Here is a 24930-nt window from a genome sequence, read left to right on the forward strand (position 1 = left end):
CCTTATACCGCCTCACTGATCCAGGACGCCCCGACCGGGCTGTCCAACCACTCCTCGCCCGGGGCGAGCTGTACCCACGCCGCCTTGGGCGTGTCCACGAGCCCCCGGCTCTTGACTTCCATCTCGCCGTCCGGGAACCGCCACGTGACCGCGCTAGCCGCGCCGGTTTGAACCGGTGTGTCGGGCAGCGTCATCGTGATCGGTGCGGAGGGCTCGACGCTGTAGTCCGACACGGCGCGCAGGTTCAACACTCGCCCGCGACCCAGCGCGCGCTCGAGAACCCGTTGCGCCGCTCCGGGGCCGGGATAGCGCGCATCGCGGTACTCCAGCGAGAGCACCTTCGAATAGCCGGGCGTCTCCGCCCAGTCGTAGGCGGTCTGCTGCATCCCCCACGCGTCCGTCCACGTATAGGTGATCTGCACGGCGTCATACCACTCGTTTCCGTCGCGGTCGATGTCGTCGGTCGCGTCGGTGATGGTGCTGAGGTAGGAGAGCACGATGTTGCCCTTCACGGTGCTGATCTGCTCCGCGAGCCGCCACGAGCGGCGGCCGTCGCACCACAACCTGAGTCCGGCCTGCTGAAGGATAGGCGTCAGGAACGACCACCACGTCATTCCCGGCGTCGCGACGCCCACCGTCGCGGGCAAGTCAGCGTCGGCCGGCCCGTCGAGAAGCACCGCCCCGATCTGCGCGAGCACGTAGGACACGAGCCCGCGGACGGTGGAGGCCGGTGGGCGAATGACCGCGCTACCGAGGAGAGCCTGATCTTGCAGGAGCGCCTCGTCGGAGGCTGCGACGATGCTCACGGTGCCGTCCTTGTGCGCGTAGGGGCGGCTGCGGACGGAAAGGTTGAAGGATCGGCTGGTGGTCGGGCGAACGCCGAAGCTGTTCCACGCCGCCGCCCTCCAAGCGCTGATCGCGCCGAGGGTCGCGCTGCCGGGGATGTCGTCGGGGCTTCCGAGCGTCTTGCCGGCCCACATGGCCGAGAGGTCGGCCAGGCGCCCGGATTCTCCGAAGTCCTGCCGTACCCGAAGGGTGAGGCGGATGTCGTTGCGCGGGTCGATAAGCTCCCGGACGGACGGATCGGGCAACGCACAGACGATGCGCGCCTGCACAAACGGCGCCCACGTCTCGTCCATCGTGATGTCCGCAGACTTCACGTCCAGCACGCCGCCGACGCTGAGCTGCGCGAAGATGCTGTGTCGGTCGATCGTCACGGTGCGACCTCGCGGTACGGGATGCTGACGGTCCACACGTAGCTCTCGCGATCGAGGTTCGTGCCGATGCTGCCGTCGCCGATGACGAAGCGCATGCTCAGCTCGGGTACCTCGCCGCTGTAGGTGAACACGGCCGGCCGGGCGAGAAGCCTGCGGGCTGCATCCGCGCTCGGGGCGTCCGTGAACAGCATGTCGATCGTCCCGGTGCGGAGCCCGGCCGGCGCGAGTGATACGTCTGGGTCCGGTCGCCCGAGGATGTCGTGCGTGATGTTGCGGCTTGCCTGCTGGCCGTCGTTCACAAGGATCAGGGCGGGGGTGATCGTGGTGGTGCCGTCGCTGATGGTCGCCACTAGAAGACCCTCTCGCCCGCTCGTGTCTTGCCGGTCACGAACACTGAAATTTCGCTGTTGTTGTACTGGCGGGTAAGCGCGTTGATCTTCGCCACGGCTGCGTCGGTCGTCGCGGTGACGGTCACGTTCTTCGTCGCGGGGAGCTGGTCGAGCGTGCTCTTGATCCCGCTGATCTGCTTCGCCGTGCCGTCGGACTGGAGCCCGAGCGCGTTCATCGCGTCGCGGACAGCGTTCGCCTTCTGCGCGGCGGTCTGAGACTGGCCCGAGTAGTTCGAGTACTCCTCGATGAGCTGCTGCATCGCCAGCTTCTCCGCCGATGCTGCGGCGGCCTGCGGACCCTTCTTGAGGACGTACTTGTCCGAGGCCTCAGCCGCGGCGTCGTACTTCTCCTTGAGAGCCGCCTGCACCTGGGCGAGAGCGTTCGCGTCGCCGGCCTGCGCCTGGAGGATCAGGGAGATATCCAGCCCGGATTGCTTGGCGTCGTCCTGAGCTTTCTTCCACTTCTCGGTGTCGCTGACCAGATCCTTGATCGCGGCCGCGACCTGATCCTTGGTCCGATAATTGTTGCCCGATTCGAGGAAATCGTCGTACATGGCCGAGATGCGTTCCTCAGCCTTCTGAGCGTTCTCGTCCGCCGACGTGGACATGGAGGTGAACACGCCGCCGAGCACAGCCGCACCGAGGCCGGCAGCGATACCGAGAGGGCCGGCAAGCGAGCTGGCAAGACCACCAAACGTGCCCTGCGCGAGATCGAGGACCGACTGCATGGAGCCGTCAAAGCTGGAGGTGACTTCCGAGAAGTTCTGACGAGCCTCGTCCTTGAATTCCTCCACGTTCTGGCGGGCCTTGTGGAAGCCGACCTCGGCGTCGTCACCGATGTCACGGGCTCCGCGCGCGGCCCGCCGCTGGGCGTCGATCGCGTTGCGCAGCTCGCCCTCGTACTTCGAGGTGGCCTTCTGCGCCGCCTTCATGTTGGTTTCCAGCTCATCGAGCCGGGAGGCGTCGCGGCCGATGTTCTTCACAGCGTCGTCGGCGTCCTCCAGCGGTGCGACGACTCCGGTCTGCACGGCACGCGCGAACTCGCGTGCCTCGCCCGCGATCGGGATGCTGATGCCCTTAGCCACGGCCGGCCCTCTCGAATCCTTCGAAGAACGTGCGGATGGTGGTCTGGACGAACAGCGACGCGATGCGCGGGATGACCTTCGACGCGGCCGGGTACACGGCGTACCCGGTGCGCGACGGGCCGCGGAACTGCCGGTTCGTGTGCCGGGTGACCCGGAACGTCTTGCCCTTGCGCGACCGCGCCGTGTACGTGTTCACGGTGTTCTGCGGTGCGCCGAACTCGACGGGACGCACGATGTCGGACGGCTTCGCTCCGCCGCTCAGCGCCTTGCCGATGTGGCCGGCGCGAAGCGTGATGTTCTGGTTGCTCACGAGGACGCGAGCCGTGTTTGCGAGCACCTTCACCTCCTGCGCGTTGCTCGTCCGACCGCGAACCGCCTCCGCCCATTCACCCGATGTGATCGAGCGGATGTGGATGCGGATCGCTTTCGAGATGTCCTTGTCCACGCCCTTGAGGATCGCGATCGTCTGTTGCAGCTCCTTGCTCGCAAAGACGCTGATCCGAAGGGCCACGGCTCAGCCCGCCGCCGGCACCCACTCGGGCTTGCCGGCGCAGCCCAGGGTGACGCTCGCGGTCGCCACGGCGTCGCCAGCGCCGCCGATGGAGCCCGGCACGAGGATCGCGTCGAACTCCCAGTGACCGCCGCCCGTCTTCGGCGTGAACGTGCCCGGCACGGTCTCGCCGTAGTGCTGGAAGAGGTACATGCCGAGCGAGTTCGCGGTCTCGTAGTCCTGCGCGAATCCGAGGGTGACCTGCCAGGTGGGCTCGGTCGGGAAGTTGAAGACGCTCCCCTTCTTCATGCCCTTGAACGTGACGAGCTGCCCGCCGTTCGGCGCGATCTCCACGTTGTTGACCGCGGACGCGTAGCCGTTCCCGTCGAGGGTCAGGTCAACGTCGTTGAGGATGAACGGCTTCACTTCGATATCAACCACGGGTCGATTCCTTTCGTGTGTACAACATCTTGAATGTCACATCGAAGGCGAAGTTCCCGCCTTCTTCCTTGGTGACGCCCCGCTCTGCGGTGGTCCATGTGATGATCGGCGCGGCGTCGGTGCGCGCCAGGTCGTCGATCGCGTTGAGCAGGTCGATAATCTCGTCGTCGAGCAAGTCGTCAACGGCGTCGATGTCGCGGCTGGGCTCTTCCACGCGGAGCGTGCCGAAGTACCACCGTGCGTTCTTCGCGACCTCGGGGGCGCGCTCGATCCGCTGGATGCTCGTGGTGACCGTGACCCGATCGAGCGTGTCGAGATTCGGGGCGGTATCGAGCAGCCGCCACCGTCCCGGCAGCAGTGGCTTGATGGTGTCGATGATGACCGTGCGGACGCTGATCTCGGCCATGTCAGAACGCTCCCGGGATCGCGCGCTTCGGGCGAAGCACCTGCTTGATGGTCCAGTCCAGGGGGAACGGGCGGAGCACGAACGTGTCGGTTCCGATGCCGCCGCTCGACGGGTCCACCTTGCCGGCGTTCCACAGATTGCGGGCCTGCATGAGCTGCGCGCGCCGGTAGTTCAGCGGGGGACGCTGGTCGGCAGCGAGGGCCGGCGCGTACGCGACCACGTCGTTGCGTGCCGTCCACAGCAGCTCGTAGAGCCACGCGTCGAAGCCGGGCGCGTCGCGCCAGTCGTCGCGGGCTGTGTCGAGCGTGTGCCACCCGTCGTCCGTGTCGGCCACGAGCCGGACGGGGGCCAGGCGTTCGCGTACCTCTGTGTCCGGGTTGCTGAGCACGACGCGCAGCTCATAGATGCCGGGCTGATCGAACGGGCTCGATTCGGGCCAGTCGATCACGATCACCTCGTCCTGGATGGTGGCGAGGAATCCGGGGGTGAGCACGGGGTCACCATCCGGCCCGTAGAGCTGCGCGTCGGCCTGGCTGAACGGTGCGAGGTCGATCGGCTCCTCATTCCGGGCAGGCTCGATCACGAGAGGCTGCGCGGGAACATCCCCGACGTAGTAACCCACGATGAGCCTGCCCTTCCTGAGTGAGTGATCCGGTGTGGTTACGCGTCCGCGGCGCCGACGATGACGAGCGCGTCGGCGTAGTCGGCCATGTACTGCGTGTACCCGATCACCGCCTTGTCGATGCCGCCTCGGGCGATGTCGAGCGCGGACAGGTTCAGCGGGGACTCGCCGCCCAGCTCGTTGACATGGGCGGCGTCCTGCGCGCCGACCATGACGGCCGGGGTGTCGTCGATGCCGATGTTGCCGCGGACGACGCGGACCTTGCCGTCGGCGGTGCCGCTCTGGTCGGTGATGCCGAAGCTGAGCGAGAGCCACTCGGGCAGGGCGTCCTTGGGCGCGTAGATGATCTCGCGCCAGGCGGCGGCGTTCGCGACGGCGAAGGCCGGGGTGTCGTCGATCGGGTCGGACGACACGAGGTCGACGCCCTGGATGAGCTGCTTGATCGCGACCGGGTAGTCGCGGGTGGGGTCGAGCACCGGGTAGGTGTCCGGGGCGACGAGGGTGGACGAGGCCACCATCTGTGCGAGGGTCCACTTGTCGGTCTGCCGGGCGTAGCTGTTGTTCACGAGGCGCAGGAACGCCTCGATGACCGCGGTGTTGCCGGGGATGTCGAAGAACTCGCGGGCGATGTCCGCGGCCCAGCCCCACCGCTGGAAGGTGGACGACACGAGGTCGGTGGTGCCGCTGGACGACGGCAGCTCGGTCTTGTTGCCGCTCCAGGGCTGGACCGGCTCGGCGTCGGCGGAGACGGTGAAGCCCTTCTCATCCTGCGCGGTGATGGTGCCGGGGGTGCCGAGCAGCGGGATGTAGCGGCGGTTGTAGGTCTTCTGCTTCCAGACCTCACCGAGCCACGACGGCTGGATGACGCTGCCGAACGTTCCGGCCGACGTCGGGGTCGTCTTGATGTCGGTGAGGGCGGCGAGCAGGGTCGCCGCCTCCTGGTCGCCCTTCATGGCGTTCGCCATGAGGGTGAACACCTCCCGGGCGGACTTCTCGTCCACCTGCCCCTCGGGGGCGACGAGGCTCCCCGCGGATGCGGCGAGCGTGGCGGGGACGATGCTGTTTGCACCCACGGTTTCCTCCTGGTTCTGTGCCGGCTGGTCCGGCTCCTTGACTTCCGTCACGGTGACGGTCGTGCGGGTGATGCGCTTCTTGCCCTCACCCAGGTCTTCGACTTCTTCGGTCGTCTTGGTCGTGTCGCTGTACTGCGACCCGTCGCTGTTGGTGGTCGCATAGCTGGACTCGCTGGTGGACTCGGCGGGGATCGGTTCGCCGTTCACGTCCACGGTGTCGGCGGCCATGAGGGTGGACGACGGGAATGCGCCCGCCTTGACGACGCCCGCGCCGTGGATGTTGCCGCCGATCGCCACGCCGTCGCGGAGCCGCACGTCATCGACCTCGATCGAGAGCTTGCGCGGTGCGTCCGGGTCGCCGGCGTTGTAGGCGGCGAGCAGAGCGTTGCCCTCGGGGTTGTCCGCGATCTTCCACGACGCCCAGATACCGTCGTCGGTCTCGGTCGCCATGAGCGCGGTGCCGATCTGCTTGGTGCGGTCGTGGCCGAGGTCGAGGCCGAGGAACGCGCCGATGTCCTTCGGGAGCTTGAACGCGCCCTTCTCGACCTTGAACCGGCCGAGGTTGGTTCGGCCGACCTCTCCGAACTTGAGCAGCAGGCCGGAGACGGTGCGGTCTTCGAGGTTCGCGGCGAGCGTGCCCGCCTCGATCTGGACGTTGGTCATGGTGGTCAGTCCTCCGTGGGTACGCCGGTGTCGAGCGGCTGGTGGTATGCGTCGTACTTGTCGAAGCGCACGCGCTGACCGCGCGGCACAACGTCGTCCATCGAGAGCCGCGCTTCGATGGGGTCGGTCCAGAACGGCAGGTCGAACTCGTAGAACGCGTTCTTCTCGCCCTCCTTGGTCGAGTAGGTGAGCGAGTCGATGCCCATCGTTCCGTCGAGCATCGAGGCGCGGATGTTCAGGAACGATCCGATGTCGGTGCGGACGGCGTTGCGGCCCTCGACCATGAGGTCGGCGTGCACTTCGCCGTGCACGTTGATCTCCAGTCCGGCCGGGGTGTAGCCGATCGCGCCGTTCTCGCTGCGACGCGCGTCGGCCCAGGCCTGCACGAACTCCCGGATCTCATCCGTCGTGAGCTCCGAGTCGTCGGTGACGTGCAGCTCGATCAGGGGGATGGGGTTGCGTGCTCGGCCGACCCAGGAGGCGTCGAGGTCGCGGGCACCCTTGAGGGTCTTGCTGGCGATGGTGAGCAGCCCTTCGAAGGGCGAGTTGAACAGGATGACCTGGCTGAGGTCGTCGATCGGCTCGTCCTCGATGTAGAGGCGGTGGCCCACGTTGGCGTCCGGCTTGATCGACCACTTGTCGCGCGGAACCCACTCGGCCGAGAGGATGGGGCCACCCTTCGGGGAGTTGCCCGCGCCTCGGACGACGCGCCAGAGCGAGTAGCCGTGGAAGATCAGGTCATCGACGGTCCAGGCCATGCGCTCGTACGGCGTGACGTTCGTGTCGGTCCGGTAGAGGAACGACGGCTGCGCCTTCGCGTCGAGCACCTCGTCCCCGTCCATTGCGCGCAGCGGGAACTTCGCGATCGTCGAGACGAGCAGGTTGCGCGCCTTCGAAACAGCCGGAATCTTGATCGCCGCGTCCCGCGTGAGCGGGAGCTGATCCGTGTTCAGACCGAAGGCCTCCGCGATCACCATCGGCTTGAGGTCGCTCTCCGGAGCCCACGGCGACCCGATGGCGAGCTGGTCTGCGGTGGCGAGCGCCTTAGCTGCGCGCTTCCCGAACCCGAGGCCGAAGATTCCCATGCCGAGAATCCTGCGGACGGATTTGGTCATTGATGGAATCGCCGGCGTGTCGAGCGGCGCGGCGGGTGTTGTTCTTCTCGACCTTGCGGCGGAAATCCCACACCTTGGGGTGCACGAGTTCCTCGTGAGTAACGCCCCGGCGCTCGGCGTCCTCTCGGTCGAAGGCGAAGCCACGCCAGTGTCCGCAGTCGGTGCAGTAGATCACGATGCTGGTCGGTGAGATGTCGAGCTTGATGGTCATCGCGGGTTCTCCTAGTTGCCCATGATCGGGCTGTTGTTGCCGCCCGCGGTCTTGGTTGCGAAGTGCTGGTCCCAGTTCCGCAGCGCCTTCGTCGCCGCGTCCAGGGTCGTGATGTCGTCGGCGAGGTCGCTGATCGTCCAGAGCCACACGCCCTTGTCGTTGCGGACCTCGCGCTTGGTTGCGACGGCGACAGCCGCGTTCAGCGACGGGTCGTTGTTGTGCTTGAGCTTCCCGCGTGCGAGGTCGCGCATGATCTGGACGCAGCCGGCTGCGGTCTCCCGGTAGGTCTGCACGCGCAGCCGGGGCCGGGGCCGCATGGGCTGCATCTCGGTCGCGGTCGCCTTGCCCTCAGAGATGTCGTCGTATGCGATGGTCGAGCCGACCCGCGCTCGCGTGATCGCCTGCGCCTCCTCGGGCAGCCACGTCGTGCCGGGTGCGTGCTTCACGACCTCGATGTACGCGGTTCCGCGCGAGTCGCGCCAGGCCGCGCAGATCGCCGCTGCCGAGCCTCCCGGCTTGATCGCCATGCCGAACGCGACCCGCTTGGGCTGCGCCGGCCACCGCTTTGCCTCGGCGTCGGCCCATGCCTGCGCGGTGATGACGCGCTCGCCTGCGGTCTCGGGCCATACCGAGCCGTACTCCCGCGCCCACTGCGGCTTCGGCAGGGCGCGGTAGTTCTTCCGCATCTTCGGCTCGATGGTGAGGGTGCCGATGCCGGGGTGGTTCTCCTGGAGGAGCCGCATCGCCGTCTCCTCGTCCTCGATCTCGTCCCACTGCACGTCGTACGGGAACGCGTAGTCGAGCCCGCCCATCGTCGGGTCGTCCTCGCGTAGGCGCTGGAGCATCGACCAGAACGGCCCGACGCGGGTCTCGCCGGCCGTGCCGGAGACGATGGTGGACGCGCCGATCTTCGTGTCCTGGAGGGGCAGCACTCCGGCCATGACCTCCGCGCCCTCGTCGGGGTCAACCTCCTGGAACTCGTCAAACCACGAGTCGTCGGCGCCCTCGCCGCGGTACGCGTCGGGGTCCGGCTTGAGCACGAGGAACGTCGAACCGTTGTCGAAGTAGATGCCCTTGCCGACCTCGCCGCGCATGATGCGAAAGCCGCGCCCACCGGGCCTCTCGGCCGCGTCGGGCAGCCAGTCGTCACCGAACAGGGCGACGGCGCGCTGCTGGCGCTTGTCCACGCGCTGCCGGCCGCGGAGCCACGGCGGGAGGTCGAGGTCGTCGGGCGGGTTCATGTCGTCGAGCCGCGCGCCCCACTCGCGGAGGCGGCGGGAGCCGGCGACGCCGTTCTGCGCCGAGAACGTGGTCTGCCGACCGGGCCGGTTGGCGCTGCGGCCGAGCAGCTTCATGAAGATGCTCGTGGTCTTCGAGGCGCGTCGCATGATCTCGATCACGTACTCGTCGTGTCCGGTGTCGAGGGCGTCGCTGATGACGAGCTGCTGCGGGAGTAGCTGGTCGCGGTAGCCGGCCTTGCGGCGGCGTGCTCGCTCTGCCCCGGCGAACTCCGGGTCAGTCAGCTCGCGCAGACGGCGCTCGGGGTCGTAGTCCTCCAGCTCGTAGCCCATGAGCCGCGCCCCCGTGAGGAAGTCGATGCGTCCCTGGGCGTCTTCGGCCAGACCGCCTGTCTTCCGCGGGTCGATCGCGAACGATCGGACCTCGTTCCACCGATAGAGAGAGAAATCCGTGCTGCCTACGGGCGGAGGTACGGACGCACTCTCAAAAACCATCGCCGTCATCGCCATGACCGCCGTCCCGACTCGGCCTGGTCGCGTGCAGCGACAGCACGTCGCGCTGCGTTCACTCGCGCTGCGCCACGCTTGCCGCCGTCGCTGAGGTTGCAGTGTGCGTGCACGGGCGCGGTGTTCTGCATCGTCGGCTTGCCACCGTCCTCCGCAGCGATGATGTGACCGACGTGCCAGCGGTCACCCTTGGTGACCGGCTGGCCGCATGCGAGGCACGGACGCGGGAGCAGCGCCGTCCACTTCTCGCGGAGCTTGGGTGCGTGCGTCGTCCACTTCTGGGCGATGTGGTGCCGGCTCATCGCCGGCCCTCGCCGTTGTCGGTGCGGTCTAGCTCAGAGCCGAGACCACCGAGACGAGCACGCCCACGATCACGCTCAAGGCCATGACTCCGGTGAACCAGGCGATCGCTGTCAGCCTGCTCTCCACGATCTGCTCGTGCGACTTCGAGGTGATCTGCGCCGCCTGCTCTCGCTGTTCGGGCGTCATGGTCGGGACCGGGTTGTCCTTCGGCAACGGCATGGTCGTTCCTCTCGGTGCGGTCGGCTTCGCGGTACGGAGCTGCGGTGATCCAGATGATAGCCGCCAGAGCGCCGAAGATCAGCACCACCATCCAGGGGTCATTGCTCAGGTCGAGCGCTGAGTCGGTCGCGTGCATCATGCGTACATCCCCTCTCGGGCTACGGCTTCGAGGTCGAGCCCTTCCCAGCGGGGCACCATGCCCCACTGCATGCGGCTGTGGTCGATGGTCTGGTAGCGCTTGACGAACTGGAGCGCTTCATCCCAGGTGGCGAAGTGGGCCGCATGCCCGGTGATGCGGTCGATGCCGAACCATCCGGGGAGCCAGGCACCTTCACTGCCGGCGCGCTGTACGGCGTAGGGGCAGGGGATGCGGCTCATGCGCTGACCGCCTCGTCATCGAGGGGCACGAGGTGGCCGAGAGCGCAGTGGCGCTCGTCTACGAGTTCGGCGGTGCAGCGGCGTCCGCCGATGCCGAAGTGCTCGCGTCTGGAGTCACCTTTAGAACTTTCTTTAGATGTTCTAACTGGTGTTCTTATAGGCGTTGGATTATCCAATGCGGTCCGCGTTGGCTTATCCAACGCGGTTCGCGACCGCGTTGGATTATCCAACGCGGTGAACAGGGTGGATGCGCCGAGGTCGAACGGGTCGCACAGCTCCCAGTCGTGGCCCTCGAACTTGCCGCCTCGACCCTGCACCACGTGGCGCTTCAGATAGCCGACCTCCTCCAGCTCCTCCACGGCGCTGCGTACGGCGTCGATTCCCTCTCGGGGGCTAGCTGCGGCGAGGTTCTTCAGGGTGATCGTCCAGCCGTGCTCGTGGCTGAGCAGCAGGTCGCGGATGCCGCGGGCGCGATAGGACACGCGCTCATCGCGGAGCCAAGCGTTGGGGATCTGAGTGAAGTTGGTCTCGAAGCGCATACGATGACGGATGAGCTTCGGTCCCGGCTCGTCCCGTGATGCGTTTTTCGTCATGAGTGCATCGAATCCGTCATGAGGACATAATGCGGGATTGCCTGCGGCGTGTCGTGTTATTCGTCGCGGTGATGCGCTACGGTGTTCGCATGACGATGATCGACAATCCTTCGTGGACGTTGACGGATCGGCTCAAGCGAGCGCGCCTCGTCGCGGGTCTGGAGCAAGGCCAGATCGCGCAGATGCTAGGGGTAGCGCGGACGACGGTCAGCTCGTGGGAACTCGGGAAGTCTGAGCCCAGCGCGACCAACTTCGTCCGTTGGGCCGAGGTCACCGGACAGTCGCTCGAATGGCTCGCAGAGGGCGTGCACGCAAAAGCCCCCGCCGAAGCGGGGGCCGATGTGCGCCACGAGGGATTCGAACCCCCAACCTTCTGATCCGTAGTCAGATGCTCTATCCGTTGAGCTAGTGGCGCGAGGCCCGCAAAGCAGGCCGGATACGAGCTTACATGACCGCATCCAAGACCGCCAATTGGCGCCGGAGCGCGACCTGGCGGTACGAGGTCTCGATCAGTTCGCGCGTCTCCGACCAGTCCGAGGCCGAGCGGTCGAGGTCGATGGCCAGCCAGCCGCTCGGCCCCCAGTACTTCGGGACGAAGACGCGCGGGTCCTCGCGCCAGGCCGGCGCCTCGGCCGGGTCGGGCTTGAAGACCAGGGTGTCGGGACGGTCCATCGTCGCCCCGAGCACGGCGAAGGCGCGGCCCTTCTCGCCGGCCTTCCATGACGGGCGGCCGTGGTTGAGGGTCTCAACCGCCTCCGGGAGCGCGAGGGCGAGCGCGCGGATGCGGTGGACCAGTGCGTCCCCGTCGTCGAAGAGCAGCGGGTGCTCCATCACCGGAAGACCTCGTCCAGGAAGCACACCATCGCCCGCCAGCTGCGCGCGTCCGCCACCGGGCGGTACCGGTCGGTGCCCGGGATGGTGAACGCGTGCGGGGCACCGGAGTAGGTCGTCACCTGCCAGTCGACGTGCGGTGCGCCTCGCAGCTCCTCCTCGAAGGCGACTACGGCCTCGTCCGGCACCACCGGGTCCGACCCTCCGGTCAGCACCAGCAGCGATGCCGCGATCTGGGCGGCGTCCGACGGATCGTGCGCGATCAGGCCGCCGTGGAAGGACACGACCCCGCGCGCGGGCGCCCCGGTGCGGGCGAACTCGAGTGCAGCGGTGCCGCCGAAGCAGTAGCCGATCACCGCGAGGCGGGCCGGGTCGACGGCGGGATGCTGCTGCAGCCAGCTGAAACCCGCCGCGACGCGGGAGCGCAGCAGTTGGAGATCGCGGTAGTACTTGCCAGCCTCCGCGGGCGCCTCGTCGCCGGTCGGCCGGACTCCGGCGCCGTACAGGTCGGCGGCGAACGCCACGTACCCGCTCCGCGCGAGCATCTGGGCGCGCATCCGGACGTTGTCGCCGACTCCGTGCCAGTCGTGGAGCACCAGCACGGCGGGCCTGCGCTCGTCGACGGACGCGTCGCGGGCGAGATAGCCCTCGAGCGGCGTCCCCTCGTGCTCGTAGGGCACGTTCTCGGCCTCGATGACCGAGCGTTCGCCGACGGGCACCTGTTCGAGAAGCGCCTGGAAGGCGGGGGCGAGTGCGGGCGACGGGCTGTCGAACGTCACGGGTGGGGCTCCAGGGTCGTCACGTCGCACGGTCGGCGGGTGCCGCCGGCGGCCGGGTCTGCTGTGACGATGGTCGCGGATGCGCGCGGGAGCCGACGGGTGCGGGTCGGGATCCCACGGGCACAGCCTACCCCCGTTCCTTCCCGCGGAGACGGACGTACGATGGGCGCATGGCCACCGAGTTCAGCGATCAGATCGACGCGAACCGCTACGCGATGCACGTCGACGGCGAGCTCGTCGGCGTGCTCGACTACCGCATCCTGGGCGACTCCATCTCGCTGACCAGGGCCTTCACCGTGCCGCACCACCGAGGCAAGGGCTATGCGGCTCAGCTTGTCGAGTACGCGGTCGACGACATCGAGAAGAGCGGGACGCGACGCATCGTGCCGATGTGCTGGTACGTGGCGGACTGGTTCGAGGCGCACCCGGAGCGCTCCGCCCTGCTGCAGCGACGCGCGGGCTGACGACCGGATGACGGAGCTGGACGGAGGCGGGCCCTCGCGCCTCGTGGCGCGCGTGTCGCGGTTCGGTGACGTCGGGGCGATGGTGCTGGCCCGCGAGCCGGTGCGGCCCCCGCGCGGCACGGAGGTGGTCGTCCGCGTCACCCACGCGTCGCTCGGCGCGACCGATCTGCTCGCGCGACGCGGCGGGTACGCGCTGCAGCCGGCGCCGGGGTTCGTGACCGGCTACGACTTCGTGGGGGAGCTGGTCACCGAGTCGGCCGTGTCCGTCGCGCTGGGCCTGCGCGAGGGCGCGCGGGTCGCGGGCGTGCTGCCGCGGATGGGTGCCCACACGACCTTCCTCACGCTCCCCGCGACGCTGCTGGTCGCGGTGCCGGACGGGCTCGACCCCGCATCCGCCGTAGTGCTGCCGCTCGACGGAGTCACCGCCGCCCGGGCGCTGCAGCTGGCCGGCGACGCCCGCCGGGTCCTGGTGCAGGGTGCCTCCGGGGCGGTCGGGATGCTGGCTGCTCAGCTCGCGCAGGAGCAGGGCCGCACCGTCGTCGGCACCGCCTCGCCCCGCAGCCGGGATGCCGTGGCAGGCCTCGGCATCCCCCTGATCGATCACCGCGACGCCGACTGGCCCGCGCTGGTCCGCGAAGCGGCGGGCGGAGCGATGGATGCGGCGATCGACCACACCGGTTCGCCGCGCGTGCGCGAGGCGCTCCGGGAGCGCGGCATCCTCGTCCACACCGCCTTCGCCGGTCGAGCGGGCCACGAACGGGCCGACACCGTGCGCGGCGGGGCGGCCGCCGCGGTCAGCCGGACCGACAGGGTCTGCAGCGCGCCCCTCTACGTCGCGACCCGCCGGCCCGAGTACCGCCGCGTCCTCGCGGGCCTGCTCGCCTCCGCCGCCTCGGGGTCGCTGCGGATCGCGGAGCCCGTGCCGTTCCCGCTCACCGAGGTGTGGGATGCGCACCGCGCGGCCGAGGAGGCGGCGCCCGGGCGCAAGATCGTGCTCACCATGCGCTGACCCTGCGGCCGGCCCGAGGGGCCCGGCCGACCGCAGGAGTCGCGGCCGACGGCGCGTCGCTGCGCCGTCTAGAAGGCGAACATCTGGCCGAGGATCACCACCGCGATGATGAACAGCACCACGATCGTGGCGATGACGATGACGGCACGGCTGGACAGCCGGGCGATGCCGAAGCCGACGAGGAACGGCAGGGCGATGCAGCCGAGCGCCAGCACCCACCAGAAGGTGGCGTACCCTGCCGCTGAGGCCGACTCCAGCCGGCCGCCGAACAGCTTCTGGGTGGTCGGATGCGTCGCGAACGCGATGCACGCCGACAGCGGGTACGCGATGAGCACGGCGGTGATGAGACCCGCGAACGCGCCCCACAACCCGCGCTTCTCACCGAGCTGGAGCGTCTCTTCGCGGTGCGGGCCCTGCCGGCTCTTCGTGCTCATGGCGCACAGCATAGCCACGGCCCGGTCCTCGCGGGTATGCAGCGAATCAGGGGGTGGCCGGCGGTCAGAAGTCGTCGGACGAGCCGATGACGACGGGCACGCACTCCGAGAACCGGTAGTGGATGATGTCCGGCCAGAGGCTGGAGTCGCACAGGTCGAACACATCTACCACCGCCGCTCCGCCGATGTGGGAGGGGAGGCGCAACTCGAACGGCGGCTCGCTGGTGCGCTCGAACTCGATCTCGAACGCGATGTCGTCACGTTCGAGCACGGCGACCACGGTCTCCACTCCGACCTCCTCCGACTCGCCTGCGGTGTCCCTGCCAGAGGTACGCCTTCCTGTGCGGGAGGCAACCCCTCGCGGGCGCCGGATCACGACGACGAGAGGATGTCGCCGGTCACGGCCCGCGCCGCGCGCCGCGCCGCGGCGATGACGGCGTCGTCGGGCAGGTCCGTCGAGGCCGCGGCCTGCACGGCGGCGTTGATCGACAGCAGGGCCATGCGGAGCAGCGCGACGGTCTCGGGGGTGCGCTCGGGGAGCAGCTCGCTCAGGTCTTCCGCGAGCCGGGAGAGGCCGGTGCCGACGCGGGGCTCGTCGCCGGCGGTCAGGCCTGCCATGAGGAGGGGGTTCGCGGCGAGGAACCGGATGCCCTGCAGCTTCTCCGCGGTGAAGGAATCGACCCACCGGAGGACCGCGTCGGCCAGCAGCTGCGGCGACCGCGGCTGCTCCCGGACCCAGGCGAGCAACTCCTCGGCCTCGTCGCCGCGCTGCTCGAGGAGGGACTGGACGATCGCCTCCTTGCCGTCGAAGTAGTAGTACAGCGACGCCTTGTTGATGCCGAGCTCGTCGGCGATCTGCCGCAGCGAGGTCGCCTCGTAGCCCTGCTCGGTGAACAGGCGCAGCGCCACCCGCTGGGCCGCCTCTCGGGTCTGCGCACCACGGCCGCGCACGCCGACATCCTGCCTGTCGCCCATCGCTCCAGTTTACCTACCTCACGGTAGACTATCTACCTACCGGTAGGTAGACTGCGGATCACTGGAAGAGAGGCGGCAACGATGACCGAATACACGATCGTGCGCGACTACCCGTACCCGATCGACGAGGTGTGGGCGGTGCTGACAGACCCCGAGCTGGTCGCGCAATGGACCACGACCGGGCAGGGCGGGCGCCCGGAGGGGTTCGCCCCCGTCCCGGGCACGAAGTTCCGCTTCGTGGGCAAGCCCACCGTGGGCTGGGCCGGGGTGGTGTACTGCGAGGTGATAGCGGTCGACGCGCCTCACTCGTTGCACTACACGTGGAAGGGCGACGAGGACACCGACGACGTCACCGACGTCACCTACCTCCTCGAGGAGACGCCGGAGGGCACGCGGTTCACCTGGCACCACACCGGCTTCACGGGCGTCGGCGGTTACGCGATGTCGAAGCTGCTCGGCAACGTGCGCAAGAAGATGCTCACCGAGGGCATGCCGCCCGTGCTGGAGTCCTACCACCGGGCACGGCGACTGCCGTCGAGCTGAGCGCGGAGACCGTTCGCCTCAGCCGCGCTCCCGGCGCACGGCGCTCACCACAGCGACCGTCGCCGCGGCAGCCGCCGCGACAGTGAGCAGGCGGCGCGGCAGACTGCGACGGCGCCAGCCGCCGGTCGTCGATGTCGGCCGCTCGGACGCGGCGAACAGATTGCCTGTCGACTCCGCCGCCGGCGCTGTTCCGAACTGGCCGACGAGGGACTGCCCGGCGATCGCCGCCTCCACCGCCGTCGGCCGCCGGCGGTGCCGCCGTACGAGGGCTCGGCCGGCCGCGGTGACCGTCCGCTCGGGGGTCCGCGGGTGCCGCCACGCGGCGAGGATCTCGTCCACCGCCTTCTCCGGCGCGTACACCGGTGGCAGCGCCTTGATCTCGCGTCCCACGCGGTTGCCCGCGTGGTGGAAGATCGGCGTGTCCAGCGTGGGAGGCAGCACGGTCACGACGTGCACCGGCGACTTCGCCAGCGACAGCTCCGACCGAAGCGAGCGGCCGAGTGCGATCACTGCCGCCTTCGACGCCGAGTAGGCCGCCGAATACGGCTGCGGCACCTCGCCGAGGATCGAGGCGACGTTGACGACCACGCCGGAACGCTGCGGGATCATCGCCCGCAGCGCGCTCCGCATCCCGTTCGCGTAACCGTGGACGTCGACATCGAGCACCCGCTCGAACTCGGCAGGCGGCTGCTCCCAGAACCGGCCGTAGCCGGTCACCCCGGCGTCGTTGACCCAGACGTCGACGCGCCCGTGGCGGGCGAGCGCCGTGTCCACCGCCCGGTCCGTGGTCGCCCGGTCGGTCGTGTCGCCGACGACGGCGACCGTGTCTCGCGCGCCCAGCGCACGGCACTCGGCGACCACGTCCTCGAGTGCGGACGCGCCCCGTGCGACCAGCACGAGCCTCGCGCGGCGGCGGGCGAACGCGTGGGCGGTTGCTCTGCCGAGGCCGCTGGAGGCTCCGGTGATGACGACGACGGGAGATGCGCTCATGGGTGGTCACGCTAACCGTGCGTCCGGACTCGGTGGAGGCCTTGACAGGCGGGGATGGGCTCGGTGCGGGTCGCCGTCCGCGAGCGCGGCGACCCTACGCGCTCCAGGGCCGGACGCCAAGGGCCTGACCCGGGGCAGCTGCGGGCCGACCATGCGGAGGAACGAGAGGAGCACCCATGTCCGCCACCGAGAGCGACCACGGCTTCCGCCGCGCGAAGCGGCCGCGCTCGCCCATCGCCGGGCCCTACGGCCACCCGTTCCACGCCACGATCGTCACCATCCCGATCGGCGCCTGGACGGCGGCCGTCGTCTTCGACATCGCCTCCCTGCTCGGCGCCGCGCCCGGTGCTCTCGCCACCGGCGCGCTCTGGCTAGTCGTCATCGGCGTGATCGGCGCCGTCGTGGCCGCCGTCTTCGGCCTGCTCGACTTCTCCCAGCTCCCGGCCGGCACGAAGGTGCGGCGCACGGCGCTCTGGCACCTGGGCTTCAACTCGCTCGCGGTCGTGCTGTTCGTCGTCAGTGCGATCGTCCGGGCGGGGGACCCCGACCATCCCAGCGTCGGGGGCTTCATCCTCGCACTCGTCGGCATCCTCGTGGTCGGCGTCTCCGGCTTCCTCGGCGGCGAGCTCGCCTACCGTCACGGTGTGCGGGTCGCCGACGAGCAGGACCAGCGGCGCGCGTACAACGGATGACGCGGAGCGGATACGGTGGGCGCATGTCGCGCATCCACGACGTCGCCCGCGAATCGTTCGGCTGGGAAGAGCTCCGCCCGCACCTGGCCGAGGCGATGGAGGTGCTGCTCGCCGGCGGCGACGTGCTCGCCGTCATGCCCACCGGCTACGGCAAGTCGTCGCTGTACCAGGTCGCCGGCACGATCCTCGGCGGCGTCACCATCGTCGTCTCGCCCCTGATCTCGCTGCAGGAGGACCAGGTGCGCGCGCTCGCCGAGGCGAAGGGTGTGCGGCCGGCGGTCGCCATCAACTCGTCGGCGGGCCAGCGGGAGCGGGAGCGGGACTGGGAGGCCCTGGAGTCCGGGGAGGCCGGATTCGCGTTCCTCACGCCGGAGCAGCTGGCGAACCCGGAGGTGCGGGAGCGGCTGCGCGGCATCCACGTCTCGCTCTTCGCGGTGGACGAGGCCCACTGCGTCTCCTCGTGGGGTCACGACTTCCGGCCCGACTACCTGGTGCTGGGCGACGTCATCGAGGAGCTCGGCCACCCGCCGGTCGTCGCGATGACCGCCACGGGAGCGCCGCCGGTCCGTGCCGAGATCGGCGAGCGGCTCGGCCTGCGCGGGGCGCGGCTCTTCGCGACGGGGTTCGACCGGCCCAACCTGCGGCTTGAGGTGGTGCGCCACGAGGAGGACTCGGACAAGCGGACCGCCGTCGTGGAGCAGGTCCGGAAGCTCGACGGCTCCGGGCTCGTCTACGTGGCGACGCGGAAGGATGCGGAGCTGTACGCCGACGAGCTGAACGGGCACGGCATCCCGGCCGCCGCGTACCACGCGGGCCTCAAGCGGGCCGACCGGGACGACGTCTACGAACGGTTCATGGACGACCGCGCCAGGGTCGTCGCGGCGACGAGCGCGTTCGGCATGGGCATCGACAAGCACGACGTGCGCTTCGTCGTTCACGCGTCGGTCACCGACTCCCTCGACAGCTACTACCAGGAGGCGGGACGCGCCGGCCGCGACGGCGAGCCGGCGGTGGTGACGTTGCACTACCGTCCGCAGGACTTCGCCCTGACGAAGTTCTTCTCGGGAGGCGGCCCCGACGCCGACGAGCTCGCCGGGGTGTTCGCCGCGGTCGCTCATCGGCCCGGCATCGACCGCGCCGCGCTCTCGGACGCGGTGGGAATCAGCGTCCGCTCCCTCGGCCGGCTGCTCGGTCTGCTGCGCGACGCGCGGGTGCTCTCCGGAGCCGACGACGACCTGCGCGCGGTCGACCTGAAGCCCCAGGATGCCGCAGGCCGCGCGGTGGCGGAGGCCGAGTCCCGGCAGCGCATCGAGCACTCTCGGGCCCAGCTGATGCAGGAATATGCCGAGACGGGAATGTGCCGCAGGCAGTTCCTGCTCGGCTACTTCGGCGAGGAGCTGCCGGAGCCGTGCGGGAACTGCGACACGTGCTCGTCCGGCAGCGCCTACCGCTGGGCGGAGGAGCACGACGCCGGCATCGAGGAGGACTTCCCGCTCGCCGCGAGGGTCACGCACGAGACATGGGGAGCGGGAGTCGTGATGCACACGGAGGCCGACCGGCTCACGGTGTTCTTCGACGCCGCGGGCTACAAGGTGCTGTCGCTGGCCGCCGTGAAGGAAGGCGGCCTGCTGGAGGTGCTCGGCCCGGCCGCGTGATGTTGCCCCGGGCCGGCCCGGGACGTCAGCTGCGGCCGATCGCGCGGGCGGAGGCGACCGCCGCCTCCGCGCCGTCGAGCCACGGCTCGCCGTGCCCGGGGAGAAGCACCCGGGCACCGGTCGCCGCGATGACGTCAAGGGAGGCGAGCGCCTGGGCCGAGTCGGCTGTGGCAGCACCTGCGACGATCTGGGCGCCCGGGATCCCCTTGTACGGGTCCAGCGTGACGATCGCGTCCCCGCTCAGCAGTGTCTCGTGGTCCCGGAGCAGCAGACCGCAGTGCCCGAAGGTGTGACCCGGCGTGAACACGACCTCCGGACGTCCGGGCAGGTCGAGCATCCCGGACCCCGCCAGTTCGGATACCGCCGTCACGCCCTTCACGGAGAGCGCCCCTGCGCGCACCATTCCCACCACGGGCGCGAGCGAGCGCGGATACAGCAGCGGGTAGACGAACGGCGTGTGCTCCCGCCGGTAGCGGTACGGGTGCGCGGCGAGCTCCCGGTCGCCGGCGTGGACGAAGACGGGAACGCCCAGCTCCTCGACGGCACGCTCGGCGAAACCCACATGGTCGAAGTGCCCGTGCGTGAGCACGATGCTCTGCAGGTCGCGCATACGCAGCCCCAGCTCGTGCGCCGCCCGGATCAGGGCGCCCCAGGTGCGGGGAACGCCGCATCCACCAGCGTCCATGACGCCCCGTCGACGAGCAGATAACAGTTGGTGAAAGCGTGCTCGAGCCGGTGCACCCCCGGCACGACGTCGGGCGTCAGCCGCGGGGAGCCGCGCCCCCGCTCCCCGGTGAGCGTCATGGATGCGGTCATGGGTCCTCCCTCGGTCTGCTCCGTGTCTACGCGCGCGTCGCCGGGGCGGGCAGGGGTTGACGGGGTGCGGCATCCGGGAGGGGCCTCGAACGCGCTGCAGAAGTTCTCGTCCGGCCCGCATCACGATCCCGCCCCCTTCGCCGTCCTCTTAGGTGGAGGACCGGTGCGAACGGGCCCCGGTTCCTCCCGGGTGATGCGGCGGACGGGTACGGGAATTCGGACGCCGCATCACCCCTCTTCATGTGTTCCGGTCCAGGGCGGACCATTTCGCCTTCCGGTCCCAGCCCCTATGCTGTTCCGGGGGAAAGGGGAATCCGATGGGTGCCATCGCTGTGCACGAGTTCGTCTCCCTCGACGGCGTGTTCGAGGATCCGAGCTGGACGGCGCCGTACGGTTTCGATCCCGAGATGGGGGACGACATCGGGCGCATCACGCGCGCGTCGGACGCCATCCTGTTGGGTCGGCGCACGTTCGAGATGTTCGCGCCCGCCTGGTCGCAGCGGACCGCCGCGGAGGACCCGGGAGCCCCGTTCTTCAACGACAGCCCGAAGGCGGTCGTCAGCGCGTCGCTCGACGACGCCGCAGCGGAGAGCACGTGGCACAACTCCCGCTCGCTCGGCGCGTACGACGCCGAGCGCATCCGGGAGTTCGCCGGTGGGTTCAGCGGCGGGGTCTACGTCAGCGGCTCCGGCTCGCTCGTGCGGGCGCTGCTCGCCGACGGCCTGGTCGGCGCGCTCCACCTGTTCGTCTACCCCGAGGTCCGCGGGACGGGCGCCCGCCTGTTCCCCGAGGGCACCGCGCCCGCGAAGCTGCGGCTGCGCCACCAGTACGCCTACGACAACGGCGTGCTCCACCTCCACTACGCCAGCGCCTGACCAATCAGAATTGAGGCCGCTCCGCGACCTCAATCGGCGTTAGCGTCGGTGGTGACCTGCACAATCGCACTGCATCGACACAGCACACACACCCGGGAATCACTGTGACTCTTCTTCGTCTCTCGCTCCGCTTCGTGCGCCCGTACTGGCGCTCGGTGACCGCGGTCGTGATCCTGCAACTGATCGCGACCATGGCCGCCCTCTACCTGCCCACCCTCAACGCCGAGATCATCGACAAGGGCGTCATCAAGGGCGACACCGACTTCATCTGGCGCACCGGCGGCATGATGCTGATCGTCTGCTTCGTCCAGGTGATCGCCGCGGTGGCCGCGACCTACTTCGGCGCACGCGCGTCCATGTCCGCCGGAAAGGACATCCGGCGCAGCTTCTACCGCAAGGTGGACGCGCTGCCGTCTCTCGACCTCGCCCGCTGGGGGATGCCGACCCTGATCACGCGCAACACCAACGACGTCCAGCAGGTGCAGATGCTGCTGCTGATGACGTTCAACTTCATGGTGTCCACGCCGATCATGTGCATCGCCGGGATCATCTTCGCTGTCCGCGTCGACGCCGGGCTGTCGTGGCTGATCTGGGTGTCGGTCGCGGTCCTGTTCATCGTCGTCGGCATCCTGGTGTCGCTGCTGCTGCCGATGTTCCGTGTCATGCAGGAGCGCATCGACGGCGTCAACGGCGTCATCCGGGAGCAGATCGTCGGCATCCGGGTGATCCGCGCGTTCGTCCGCGAGAAGTTCGAGACGAAGCGCTACGACGATGCGAACGCCGCGCTGACCCGCATCTCGGTGAAGGTCGGCAACGTGTTCGTGCTGATGTTCCCGGTCATCATGCTCATCCTCAACGTCGCCACGGTCGCGGTGCTCTGGTTCGGCGGTCACCGGGTGGACGCGGGCGACATCCAGATCGGCGCGCTCACCGCGTTCCTGCAGTACCTGCTGCAGATCCTCGTCGCGGTCATGATGGGCGTGTTCATGGCCATGATGATCCCGCGGGCGATGGTCTGCGCGGAGCGCATCCAGGAGGTGCTCGGCGCGGTCCCGAGCTCGAAGCAGGCGGGCGAGGGCGCATCGGCGGTCCCGGCGGACGGCCGGGTCGAGGTCGACGACGTGACGTTCGGCTACCCGGGCGCCGAGAAGCCCGTGCTCAGCGGGGTCTCCTTCACGGCAGAGCCGGGCGAGGTGACGGCGATCGTCGGCTCGACCGGGTCGGGCAAGACCACGCTCGTATCGGTGATCGCCAACCTGTTCACGCCGCAGAGCGGGCACGTCTCGATCGGCGGCGTGCGGGTCGACGGGCTCAGCCGGCAGCAGATCGCGGGCGTGCTCGGGCTCGTGCCGCAGCGTCCGTACCTCTTCTCCGGCACGATCGCGTCGAACCTCCGCTTCGGCCGGCCCGATGCGACCGACGACGAGCTGTGGGAGGCGCTGCGCGTCGCCCAGGCGGAGGACTTCGTCCGCGCCAAGGAGCACGGCCTCGACGAGCGCATCTCGCAGGGCGGCACCAACGTGTCCGGCGGTCAGCGGCAGCGCCTCTGCATCGCCCGGGCTCTCATCGCCCGCCCGAAGGTGTTCCTCTTCGACGACTCGTTCTCGGCGCTCGACGTCGCGACCGACGCGCGGCTGAGACGCGCGCTGGCCGACTCCACCGGCGATGCGGCCGTGATCGTGGTCGCGCAGCGCGTGTCCACGATCCGTGAGGCCGACACGATCATCGTGATGGACGACGGACGCGTCGTCGGCCGCGGAACCCACGACGAACTGCTGGAGACCAACGAGACGTACCGCCAGATCGTCGAGTCGCAGCTGAGCCTGGAGGTGGCCTGAGATGGCACGCACCACGGAACGCAAGAAGCGCGGCGGCCGCCCTGAGAAGGGGCAGGAGCCGACCGCCAAGGACATCGTCCTCGACGAGCTCGAGGAGGAGTACGACTTCACGCCCACCGAGGCAGACGGCGACATGTTCGGCGGGGCCCCGGCGAAGAAGGCCGAGAACTTCTGGCCCTCCTTCAAGCGCCTGATGGGCCTGCTCAAGCCGGAGTGGCTCGGGATGGCGTGGGTCACGCTGCTGACGGTCGTGTCGGTCGTGCTCGTCGTCATCGCGCCGAAGATCCTCGGCGACGCGACGAACGTCATCTTCCAGGGCGTGATCTCCTCGCAGATCCCGCCGGGGACGACGGTGGAGCAGGCGATCGAGCAGCTGCGGGCCAACGGCCAGAACCAGCTCGCCGACGTGATCGCCGGCTCCGGCGTCACGACGGGCCAGGGCATCGACTTCACGAAGCTCGGCCAGCTGCTGATGATCGTGCTGGCGTTCTACCTGGTGGCGTCGCTGCTGCAGTGGTGGCAGGGCTACCTGCTGAACGCGCTCGTCATGCGTGTGGTCTACGGACTGCGCAAAGACGTCGAGGCGAAGCTGAACCGGCTCCCGCTCAGCTACTTCGACACGAGGCAGCGCGGCGACCTGATGTCGCGCGTGACCAACGACGTCGACAACATCCAGACGGCGCTGCAGCAGGCGTTCTCGCAGCTGATCCAGTCGGTCCTGATGGTGATCGGCATCGGCATCATGATGTTCATCGTGTCGTGGCAGCTCGCGCTGATCGCGCTCATCTCCATCCCGCTGTCCGGTGTGATCGCGGGTGTGATCGGCTCGCGGTCGCAGAAGCTGTTCAAGACGCAATGGGCGTCGACGGGCGCCCTCAACGGGCACATCGAGGAGTCGTACTCCGGCCTCGACCTGGTGCGCGCCTTCGGCCGCGACGAGGTCATGCTCGAGGAGTTCGACAACCGCAACGGCAAGCTGCACGCGTCGCAGGTGGGCGCTCAGTTCGTCTCCGGCAGCATCATGCCGGCGATGAACTTCGTCTCCTACCTGTCCTACGTGCTGATCGCGGTGGTCGGCGGCCTCAAGGTCGCGGGCGGAAGCCTGACCATCGGCGACGCGACCGCGTTCATCCAGTACTCGCGCGAGTTCTCGCAGCCGATCGGGCAGATCGCCGGCATGGCGAACATGCTGCAGTCGGGCGTCGCGTCGGCGGAGCGGACGTTCGAGTTCCTCGATTCCGAGGAGCAGACGCCGGACACCGACACCGAGCACCTGCCGGAGCGCGCCGACGGCCGCGTCGAGCTCGACCACGTCGACTTCTCGTACGACCCGGAGACCGAGCTGATCCAGGACCTCTCGTTGAGCGTCCAGCCGGGCAGCACGGTCGCGATCGTCGGGCCGACGGGCGCGGGCAAGACCACGTTGGTGAATCTGATCATGCGGTTCTACGAGCTGAGCGGCGGCACCATCCGCCTCGACGGCATCGACACGACGCACCTCTCTCGCGCCGAGCTGCGCGGCCAGGTCGGCATGGTGCTGCAGGACGCCTGGCTGTTCTCCGGCACCATCCGCGAGAACATCCGCTACGGCCGCCTCGACGCCACCGATGACGAGGTCATCGCGGCCGCCAAGGCGACCATGGTCGACCGCTTCGTGCGGCAGCTGCCGGACGGCTACGACACCGTGATCGACGCCGAGGGCGGCAACGTCTCCGCCGGCGAGCGGCAGCTGATCACGATCGCGCGCGCGTTCATCGCCAACCCGTCGCTGCTCATCCTCGACGAGGCGACGTCGTCGGTCGACACCCGGACCGAGCTGCTGGTGCAGCACGCCATGGCCGCCCTGCGGACCGACCGCACGTCGTTCGTGATCGCGCACCGCCTGTCCACCATCCGCGACGCGAACACCATCCTGGTGATGGAGCGCGGGCGGATCGTCGAGCAGGGCGACCACGAGACGCTGCTGCAGCGCCGGGGCGCCTACTACGACCTTTACATGACGCAGTTCCGCGGCGACGACGCGGAGGAGGAGCAGGAGCGCGACACCGAGGTGCAGGAAGAGGTGGCCGCCCCGTAACC

At 69.1% G+C, this 24930-nt stretch carries 32 protein-coding genes and 1 tRNA gene; 9 read left to right on the plus strand and 24 right to left on the minus strand.

The window, feature by feature from the left end; all coding sequences use genetic code 11:
• Nucleotides 1-2 precede the first annotated feature (2 nt).
• The 15 genes from P5G59_RS16940 to P5G59_RS17010 form a co-directional block, all read right to left on the minus strand.
• Nucleotides 3-1217: a hypothetical protein gene (locus P5G59_RS16940; protein ID WP_301220192.1), complete on the minus strand. Its 1215-nt coding sequence runs from the start codon at nucleotides 1215-1217 to the stop codon at nucleotides 3-5.
• Entirely contained in the window at nucleotides 1214-1567 is a 354-nt protein-coding gene (locus P5G59_RS16945; protein ID WP_301220193.1) for a hypothetical protein, read from the minus strand. Before P5G59_RS16945 ends, P5G59_RS16940 begins: the two co-directional genes overlap by 4 nt.
• Entirely contained in the window at nucleotides 1567-2634 is a 1068-nt protein-coding gene (locus P5G59_RS16950; RefSeq protein ID WP_301220194.1) for a hypothetical protein, read from the minus strand. The genes P5G59_RS16945 and P5G59_RS16950 overlap by 1 nt, the downstream gene beginning before the upstream one ends.
• Nucleotides 2635-2683: 49 nt before the next feature.
• Nucleotides 2684-3202 (minus strand): hypothetical protein, encoded by a 519-nt coding sequence (locus P5G59_RS16955; RefSeq protein ID WP_301220195.1) that lies wholly within the window; start codon nucleotides 3200-3202, stop codon nucleotides 2684-2686.
• Between the two features lie 3 nt (nucleotides 3203-3205).
• On the minus strand, nucleotides 3206-3622 hold the full coding sequence (locus tag P5G59_RS16960) for a hypothetical protein (protein ID WP_301220196.1): 417 nt from the start codon (nucleotides 3620-3622) through the stop codon (nucleotides 3206-3208).
• Nucleotides 3615-4028 carry a hypothetical protein gene (locus tag P5G59_RS16965; protein WP_301220197.1) on the minus strand — a complete coding sequence of 138 codons (414 nt, stop codon included), beginning with the start codon at nucleotides 4026-4028 and terminating at the stop codon, nucleotides 3615-3617. The genes P5G59_RS16960 and P5G59_RS16965 overlap by 8 nt, the downstream gene beginning before the upstream one ends.
• Nucleotide 4029: 1 nt before the next feature.
• A complete protein-coding gene (locus P5G59_RS16970; RefSeq protein ID WP_301220198.1) occupies nucleotides 4030-4650 on the minus strand; it encodes a hypothetical protein in 621 nt (206 codons plus the stop codon).
• Nucleotides 4651-4688: 38 nt separating this feature from the next.
• Nucleotides 4689-6386: an HK97 family phage prohead protease gene (locus P5G59_RS16975; protein WP_301220199.1), complete on the minus strand. Its 1698-nt coding sequence runs from the start codon at nucleotides 6384-6386 to the stop codon at nucleotides 4689-4691.
• 5 nt (nucleotides 6387-6391) lie between these two features.
• Entirely contained in the window at nucleotides 6392-7471 is a 1080-nt protein-coding gene (locus P5G59_RS16980; protein WP_301220200.1) for a phage portal protein, read from the minus strand.
• On the minus strand, nucleotides 7431-7712 hold the full coding sequence (locus P5G59_RS16985; RefSeq protein ID WP_301220201.1) for a hypothetical protein: 282 nt from the start codon (nucleotides 7710-7712) through the stop codon (nucleotides 7431-7433). The genes P5G59_RS16980 and P5G59_RS16985 overlap by 41 nt, the downstream gene beginning before the upstream one ends.
• Before the next feature lie 11 nt (nucleotides 7713-7723).
• Complete coding sequence (locus P5G59_RS16990) at nucleotides 7724-9283, minus strand: hypothetical protein (protein ID WP_301220202.1); 1560 nt, start codon at nucleotides 9281-9283, stop codon at nucleotides 7724-7726.
• Nucleotides 9284-9450: 167 nt separating this feature from the next.
• The gene (locus tag P5G59_RS16995) at nucleotides 9451-9759 is read right to left on the minus strand and encodes an HNH endonuclease (RefSeq protein WP_301220203.1); all 309 of its coding nucleotides are present in this window, start codon (nucleotides 9757-9759) and stop codon (nucleotides 9451-9453) included.
• Nucleotides 9760-9787: 28 nt separating this feature from the next.
• Nucleotides 9788-9979, minus strand: a complete 192-nt coding sequence (locus P5G59_RS17000; RefSeq protein ID WP_301220204.1) for a hypothetical protein — start codon at nucleotides 9977-9979, stop codon at nucleotides 9788-9790.
• Between the two features lie 135 nt (nucleotides 9980-10114).
• Nucleotides 10115-10357, minus strand: coding sequence for a hypothetical protein (locus P5G59_RS17005; RefSeq protein WP_301220205.1), 243 nt, complete (start codon nucleotides 10355-10357; stop codon nucleotides 10115-10117).
• The gene (locus tag P5G59_RS17010) at nucleotides 10354-10950 is read right to left on the minus strand and encodes a hypothetical protein (protein WP_301220206.1); all 597 of its coding nucleotides are present in this window, start codon (nucleotides 10948-10950) and stop codon (nucleotides 10354-10356) included. Before P5G59_RS17010 ends, P5G59_RS17005 begins: the two co-directional genes overlap by 4 nt.
• A gap of 89 nt (nucleotides 10951-11039) precedes the next feature.
• Between P5G59_RS17010 and P5G59_RS17015 the strand changes: the two genes are divergently transcribed.
• Nucleotides 11040-11327, plus strand: a complete 288-nt coding sequence (locus P5G59_RS17015) for a helix-turn-helix domain-containing protein (RefSeq protein WP_301220207.1) — start codon at nucleotides 11040-11042, stop codon at nucleotides 11325-11327.
• Here P5G59_RS17015 and P5G59_RS17020 read toward each other — a convergent pair.
• The 3 genes from P5G59_RS17020 to P5G59_RS17030 all read right to left on the minus strand — a co-directional run bounded on the left by P5G59_RS17020 (nucleotide 11293) and on the right by P5G59_RS17030 (nucleotide 12560).
• Nucleotides 11293-11365, minus strand: a tRNA-Arg gene (locus P5G59_RS17020). The genes P5G59_RS17015 and P5G59_RS17020 overlap by 35 nt on opposite strands.
• 29 nt (nucleotides 11366-11394) lie before the next feature.
• Complete coding sequence (locus P5G59_RS17025; protein ID WP_301220611.1) at nucleotides 11395-11781, minus strand: MmcQ/YjbR family DNA-binding protein; 387 nt, start codon at nucleotides 11779-11781, stop codon at nucleotides 11395-11397.
• Nucleotides 11781-12560: a dienelactone hydrolase family protein gene (locus P5G59_RS17030; protein WP_301220208.1), complete on the minus strand. Its 780-nt coding sequence runs from the start codon at nucleotides 12558-12560 to the stop codon at nucleotides 11781-11783. Before P5G59_RS17030 ends, P5G59_RS17025 begins: the two co-directional genes overlap by 1 nt.
• Nucleotides 12561-12730: 170 nt before the next feature.
• Here P5G59_RS17030 and P5G59_RS20820 point away from each other — a divergent pair, with 170 nt between their 5' ends.
• Both P5G59_RS20820 and P5G59_RS17040 read left to right on the plus strand, forming a co-directional pair.
• Nucleotides 12731-13024: a GNAT family N-acetyltransferase gene (locus P5G59_RS20820; protein ID WP_435871282.1), complete on the plus strand. Its 294-nt coding sequence runs from the start codon at nucleotides 12731-12733 to the stop codon at nucleotides 13022-13024.
• Between the two features lie 7 nt (nucleotides 13025-13031).
• Nucleotides 13032-14033 carry a zinc-binding dehydrogenase gene (locus P5G59_RS17040; protein WP_301220210.1) on the plus strand — a complete coding sequence of 334 codons (1002 nt, stop codon included), beginning with the start codon at nucleotides 13032-13034 and terminating at the stop codon, nucleotides 14031-14033.
• A gap of 68 nt (nucleotides 14034-14101) precedes the next feature.
• On the opposite strand, the gene P5G59_RS17045 is transcribed toward P5G59_RS17040, so the two are convergent.
• The 3 genes from P5G59_RS17045 to P5G59_RS17055 all read right to left on the minus strand — a co-directional run bounded on the left by P5G59_RS17045 (nucleotide 14102) and on the right by P5G59_RS17055 (nucleotide 15442).
• Nucleotides 14102-14467 (minus strand): hypothetical protein, encoded by a 366-nt coding sequence (locus P5G59_RS17045; RefSeq protein ID WP_301220211.1) that lies wholly within the window; start codon nucleotides 14465-14467, stop codon nucleotides 14102-14104.
• A gap of 64 nt (nucleotides 14468-14531) precedes the next feature.
• Nucleotides 14532-14756: a hypothetical protein gene (locus P5G59_RS17050; RefSeq protein ID WP_301220212.1), complete on the minus strand. Its 225-nt coding sequence runs from the start codon at nucleotides 14754-14756 to the stop codon at nucleotides 14532-14534.
• 83 nt (nucleotides 14757-14839) lie between these two features.
• The gene (locus P5G59_RS17055; protein ID WP_301220213.1) at nucleotides 14840-15442 is read right to left on the minus strand and encodes a TetR/AcrR family transcriptional regulator; all 603 of its coding nucleotides are present in this window, start codon (nucleotides 15440-15442) and stop codon (nucleotides 14840-14842) included.
• 81 nt (nucleotides 15443-15523) lie between these two features.
• Between P5G59_RS17055 and P5G59_RS17060 the strand changes: the two genes are divergently transcribed.
• Nucleotides 15524-15985, plus strand: coding sequence for an SRPBCC family protein (locus tag P5G59_RS17060; protein ID WP_301220214.1), 462 nt, complete (start codon nucleotides 15524-15526; stop codon nucleotides 15983-15985).
• 18 nt (nucleotides 15986-16003) lie between these two features.
• On the opposite strand, the gene P5G59_RS17065 is transcribed toward P5G59_RS17060, so the two are convergent.
• Entirely contained in the window at nucleotides 16004-16975 is a 972-nt protein-coding gene (locus tag P5G59_RS17065; RefSeq protein ID WP_301220215.1) for an SDR family NAD(P)-dependent oxidoreductase, read from the minus strand.
• Nucleotides 16976-17151: 176 nt separating this feature from the next.
• Here P5G59_RS17065 and P5G59_RS17070 point away from each other — a divergent pair, with 176 nt between their 5' ends.
• Both P5G59_RS17070 and P5G59_RS17075 read left to right on the plus strand, forming a co-directional pair.
• Complete coding sequence (locus P5G59_RS17070) at nucleotides 17152-17667, plus strand: DUF2231 domain-containing protein (RefSeq protein WP_301220216.1); 516 nt, start codon at nucleotides 17152-17154, stop codon at nucleotides 17665-17667.
• 23 nt (nucleotides 17668-17690) lie between these two features.
• Nucleotides 17691-19322, plus strand: coding sequence for a RecQ family ATP-dependent DNA helicase (locus P5G59_RS17075; protein WP_301220217.1), 1632 nt, complete (start codon nucleotides 17691-17693; stop codon nucleotides 19320-19322).
• A gap of 25 nt (nucleotides 19323-19347) precedes the next feature.
• Here P5G59_RS17075 and P5G59_RS17080 read toward each other — a convergent pair whose 3' ends face one another.
• Nucleotides 19348-20007 (minus strand): MBL fold metallo-hydrolase, encoded by a 660-nt coding sequence (locus P5G59_RS17080; RefSeq protein ID WP_363324709.1) that lies wholly within the window; start codon nucleotides 20005-20007, stop codon nucleotides 19348-19350.
• A complete protein-coding gene (locus P5G59_RS20790; RefSeq protein ID WP_363324710.1) occupies nucleotides 19962-20138 on the minus strand; it encodes a hypothetical protein in 177 nt (58 codons plus the stop codon). The genes P5G59_RS17080 and P5G59_RS20790 overlap by 46 nt, the downstream gene beginning before the upstream one ends.
• Nucleotides 20139-20455: 317 nt before the next feature.
• On the opposite strand from P5G59_RS20790, the gene P5G59_RS17085 reads away from it, so the two are divergent.
• From P5G59_RS17085 to P5G59_RS17095, 3 genes are all read left to right on the plus strand, one after another.
• Complete coding sequence (locus tag P5G59_RS17085) at nucleotides 20456-21013, plus strand: dihydrofolate reductase family protein (protein WP_301220218.1); 558 nt, start codon at nucleotides 20456-20458, stop codon at nucleotides 21011-21013.
• A gap of 104 nt (nucleotides 21014-21117) precedes the next feature.
• A complete protein-coding gene (locus P5G59_RS17090; protein WP_301220219.1) occupies nucleotides 21118-22851 on the plus strand; it encodes an ABC transporter ATP-binding protein in 1734 nt (577 codons plus the stop codon).
• A 1-nt stretch (nucleotide 22852) separates the two neighbouring features.
• Nucleotides 22853-24928 carry an ABC transporter ATP-binding protein gene (locus P5G59_RS17095; RefSeq protein WP_301220220.1) on the plus strand — a complete coding sequence of 692 codons (2076 nt, stop codon included), beginning with the start codon at nucleotides 22853-22855 and terminating at the stop codon, nucleotides 24926-24928.
• Nucleotides 24929-24930: the final 2 nt, after the last annotated feature.

It is taken from the genome of Leifsonia virtsii (assembly GCF_030433675.1).
In the GTDB taxonomy this organism is placed as follows: Bacteria; Actinomycetota; Actinomycetes; order Actinomycetales; family Microbacteriaceae; genus Leifsonia; species Leifsonia virtsii.